This window comes from Terriglobia bacterium (genome assembly GCA_036496425.1).
Lineage (GTDB): Bacteria > Acidobacteriota > Terriglobia > 20CM-2-55-15 > 20CM-2-55-15 > 20CM-2-55-15.
Genome location: DASXLG010000331.1, coordinates 1 through 4,548, shown reverse-complemented (window position 1 = coordinate 4,548; position 4,548 = coordinate 1). Strand labels below are relative to the sequence as shown.

4 protein-coding genes are annotated in these 4,548 nt (G+C 57.8%); 2 read left to right on the top strand and 2 right to left on the bottom strand.

The window, feature by feature from the left end; genetic code table 11:
* The coding region (locus VGK48_24135) for an efflux RND transporter permease subunit (GenBank protein HEY2384276.1) at window positions 1–286 on the top strand (286 nt) is incomplete at its 5' end.
* Between the two features lie 3 nt (window positions 287–289).
* Entirely contained in the window at window positions 290–1,552 is a 1,263-nt protein-coding gene (locus VGK48_24130; GenBank protein ID HEY2384275.1) for a TolC family protein, read from the top strand.
* 32 nt (window positions 1,553–1,584) lie between these two features.
* On the opposite strand, the gene VGK48_24125 is transcribed toward VGK48_24130, so the two are convergent.
* Both VGK48_24125 and VGK48_24120 read right to left on the bottom strand, forming a co-directional pair.
* Window positions 1,585–3,201 (bottom strand): L-lactate permease, encoded by a 1,617-nt coding sequence (locus VGK48_24125; GenBank protein ID HEY2384274.1) that lies wholly within the window; start codon window positions 3,199–3,201, stop codon window positions 1,585–1,587.
* A gap of 104 nt (window positions 3,202–3,305) precedes the next feature.
* A partial coding sequence (locus tag VGK48_24120; protein HEY2384273.1) for a VWA domain-containing protein occupies window positions 3,306–4,548 on the bottom strand: 1,243 nt, incomplete at its 5' end.

The window sequence follows — 4,548 nt, the reverse complement described above, 5'->3', positions numbered from 1 at the left end:
CATCCTGTATTCGTTCATCAACAAGCTTCGCCTCGAAGGTCTCGACATCCCGACAGCAACCCTTCAGGCCGCGCTGCTGCGGCTGCGCCCGATCATGATGACCGCGTTGGTTGCCTGTTTCGGTCTGCTGCCGGCGGCCACTTCGACCGGAATCGGCAGTGATTCGCAGCGACCGTTCGCGATCGTCATTGTCGGCGGCCTGGCGTCGCGTCTGCTTCTCTCGATATTTCTTTCGCCCGTCCTGTATGCGCTCGTTGCACGCGACGGCGACACGTTAAAGGTATAAACGATGACAAAGCGATTCCTATTGCACTGGACCGCAGCTCTCTTGATCGTCTGCGGCCTTGCTGAATGCGCGCTCGCCCAGCAGGCGAAAACCTGGACCTGGCAAGAGCTTAAAGACAAGCTGGAAGCGGCGAATCCGACGCTGCTTGCCGGCCAGCTCAACATCGATGAATCCAGGGCGGACGAGGTCACAGCTTACCTGCGTCCCAATCCGGATTTCTCCCTCCTTGGCGATCAGGTCACGCTTTTTTCGGGCGGGCCCTTCACGCCGTTCGCGAACTTGCTTTCGGCTTTTTCCGCGAGCTACCTCCATGAGCGCAGGAACAAGCGTGAATTGCGCCTCGACAGCGCCAGGAGGGGGACAGAGGTTGCGCAATCGCAGCAGGCCGATCTCGAAAGAAACCTGCTGTTCAATTTGCGGAATGCTTTTGTCCAGACGCTCCAGGCGAAGGCCGTATATCAGCTGGTCACGGACAATCTGTCCTACTATGACAACGTCCTCAATGTCAGCCGCGAGCGATTTCGCGCCGGCGATATTGCGCAAATCGACCTTGACCGTCTCGAACTGCAGCGCTCCCAGTTCGAAAGCGATGTGCAGAACGCCATCGTGGCTTTGCGCAATGCCAAGATCCAGCTGCTGATGCTGCTGGACGACCGGACTCCGGTGGAACAGTTCGACATTGCCGGGGTGTTCGATTTTCAAGACCAGCTCATGCCGCTCGGTCAGTTCCGCATGACGGCGCTCAACACGCGGCCCGATTTGAAGGCGGCCGTCCAGGCGGTGGAAAAAGCGAAGGTCGATCACGATCTCGCGGTCGCAAACGGCTCAACAGATCCAACATTCGGCGTCGACGGAGGACGCAATCCGCCGCTCGATTACATCGGATTCAGCGTGTCCATTCCGCTTAGGATCTTCGACAGAAACCAGGGAGAAAAGCAGAGAACTCAGCTCGATATCACACGAAACCAACGATTGCAGGCGGCGGCCCTGGCACAGGTGTACAGCGACGTGGACTCCGCGTATTCGACGTTGGGCGGAAACCTTACCCTGCTGCGCACCTACAAAAACAATTATCTGGAACGGGCCGTGCGCGTCCGCGACACCATTTCGTTTGCGTACCAGCGAGGCGGTGCATCGTTACTGGATTTTCTTCAGGCCCAGCAGGACTACCGCACCGTCCAGCTCGGTTACCTGAACCTCGTTGGTTCGTACATGACCGCGGCAAGCCAGATGAACCTGGCGGTCGGAACAGAAGTGCTGCAGTAGATTCAGCCGCGTCATCTGCGGCTAAACCTGGTTTACGGCGCCAGCTGCGGCGCGACATAGGCATAAAACATCACGACAATCCCGACGATGAGCGTCAGAAAAACGCTGTGCTTCAAGGTGAAGCCGAACAGCCGGCTCTCATCTTCGCGCTTCATGCTGGTGGCCGCCGCCGCGACGGCAATGCTCGTCAGACTGATCATCTTGCCCATCACTCCGCCAGCGGAATTTCCTGCCGCCATCAGAACCGGATTCATTCCAAGCTTGGTCGCCGTGACTTCCTGAAGCGTGCCGAAGAGCGCGTTTGCCGAGGTATCGCTGCCGGTCAGAAACACACCGATAGCGCCCAGCACAGAGCTGAACAGCGGAAACGCGGCGCCGGTGGCGGCGAATGCGAGACCAAGGGTGCCCGTTGCGCCCGAATAGTTCATCACGAAGGCCAATGCCAGGACCGCGGCCAGAGTCATTTCTGCGAGAGCGAGCTGACGGCATGTATCCTTTAATGCCTTGACGAATTTGGCGGGAGGCAGTCCGACGACCAGCGCGCCCAGGATGGCGGCAAAGAGACAAGCCGTCCCTGAAGCCGACAACCACTGGAAATTGTAGACGGCGCCATACCCTCCGACTTTTTCCACAACGGGGGGGACACGTTGCACCTGATTGTGCAGCCCGGGCCAGTTGATCGCGATGTCGTGTGCGGTCAGGTGCGCTTTGAAAGCCGGATAGCCCCACAACAAAACAAGAATGACGAGGCATATGAATGGAGACCATGCCAGGAGAATGTCGCGCGACTTATGGCTGACCTTCGCCGGCGCCACATGTCCGAAATCGAAATGGTCACGCGGTTTCCATACTTTAAAGAGCACGACCAGTGCTCCCATGGCCATTACCGAAGCCAAAACGTCGGTCAACTCGGGCCCGACAAAATTTGAAATCAGAAACTGGGTGCTGGCAAAGGTCACGCCGCAAATGGCCGCGGCGGGTAAAACACCGCGGAGCCCCGGCCAGCCGCACATGACGCCGATCATATATGCGGGAATAAACAGCGATACCGGAGCGCAAATCCGGCCGACTCCGGCACTGAGCCGCATGAGAGGCAATCCCGTTGTTCGAGAGAGCGTGATAATCGGCGTGGCAATCGAGCCGAAGGCGACCGGCGCGGTATTCGCCACGAGGCAGACTGCTGCGGCGAGAAACGGAGAAAAGCCCAGGCCGGTCAGCATGGTTGCCGCTACAGCGACCGGCGTACCGAACCCGGCGCAGCCTTCGATGAATGCGCCAAAGGCGAAAGCGATCAACAGCATCTGAAGACGTCCATCGTCCGTCAACGATCCGACCGAATCCTTCAGTACTTCGAATCGCCCGCTCTCGACGCTCACCCGATAAAGCAGAATCGCCGAAAATACCACCCAACCTATGGGCATCAGGCCATTTGCGGCCCCATAAAGAACGGATTCCAACAGCATGTTTGCGGGCATCCGATACACAAATCCGGCCAGCAGGACGACAGTCCCCAGTCCCGCCAGAGACGCCATCCATGCCGGCTTCCGCCGGATACCGATCAGAAAAAGCAGAACGAAAATCGGGACCGCCGCCACGATCGCCGACCAGAAAAGACTATTCGCTACCGGTGTGTAGTTTTGCTGCCACATGGCGCCGAACAATACCACAGAAAAAGACGAGGACGATGCGGTTTGCGCGTTGGTTCTATTGGAGATTCGAGATTGGAGGTTGGAAATTGGCGATCGGGCCGATTTCAGTTTGCTTTTAAGAGTATTCGCAGTTTATCGGTTCGTTCGATGGCGGCCGCGCGGCCCGGATCATCGGGGAAGCGGTTCAAGTAGTCTTCCAGAATAGCGAGCGCATCGCCGGGCCTGTTTTGGTTCATGTCCACGTTATACAGCCGGAGATAGATCTGGGGATTGCCGGGAGCGAGTTTCAGCGACTCGGTAAAATGCGCCTGCGCGTCGCTCGGATCGCCGAGTTCCATCAGTGCGGTTCCGAAAGCGAGATGATCGGCGCCATTCAATGCATTCAGGGACTGCACCTTATTGAGAACATCCAGGGCCTGCTGGAATCGCCCCTGGGTGACATACAAACCAGCGAGTTCCCTGAAACCTCGCGGATCCGACGAATTTAGAATCGTCGCATGTTCCAGAGCGCGCATGGCTTCAGCGGTTTCGCCGTGCCGTCTCGCGGAATCGGCGGTCAGCAGAGCGGTTTCATAAGGATCCGGATCCGTGTCGGTTTCGGCAGGCTTCCGCGAGTGCGGTGCGCTTGTCCGGACATGATAATTCGGATTCACCGTTCGGACGCGGACCCGGCCGCTGGTCGATTCATCGGAGCCGGGATAAAAACCGATCGTGTATTGGCCGCGTAGTTCGGTGAATATGTCTTCGAAGGTCCGGCTAAGCAGACGCGATAAGAGACCGGGCAGGGAAGTCATTTTGACGTAGAAATATTTGCCGGCGCTTTGGCTGGCCATCGACTCCATCAGCTGCTTCGCCAGATCGGGACGAAACGCAGCGGGCGCGCTATGCGCACCATCGACCGAAACAGCAGCCTGACGGGCAAACTTCGTGAGGGTATTGGTCTCGTCGAGATCCTGCAGCTGAACCGGATAAATCAAGACATCGGCTCCGTCGAGTTGTTCTTCGAAGCCGGCGATTTCCCGTTCGCCGGAGAACGAGTCGCCACCGTCGCTGATCACGATAAGTGCGTGTTTCGGATTTTGAGCCTGAGCCATTGTTTTCCGCGCCTGGATCAGGCCGCGTATCAATGCCGTACTTCCTCCGGCGTTAACCGTTTGGACCGCATTGAATAGTCTTTCGGGGTCGTGCGTGAAACCCTGAATAAGCGTGGCTTTCATATCGAAGGCCACAATGAACGACTCGTCCTCCGGGTACATCCCCAACACAAAGCTTTCGGCGGCGCCTTTCAGCGCGTTCATGGTCGTTTCCATGCTGCGGCTCGTGTCGACGATCAGCCCGATCGAGATC

Excerpts from the sequence above, each read along its gene's own strand:
- VGK48_24125 (HEY2384274.1), bottom strand. The coding sequence starts at position 3,201 with ATGTGGCAGCAAAACTACACACCGGTAGCGAATAGTCTTTTCTGGTCG.
- VGK48_24130 (HEY2384275.1), top strand. The coding sequence starts at position 290 with ATGACAAAGCGATTCCTATTGCACTGGACCGCAGCTCTCTTGATCGTC.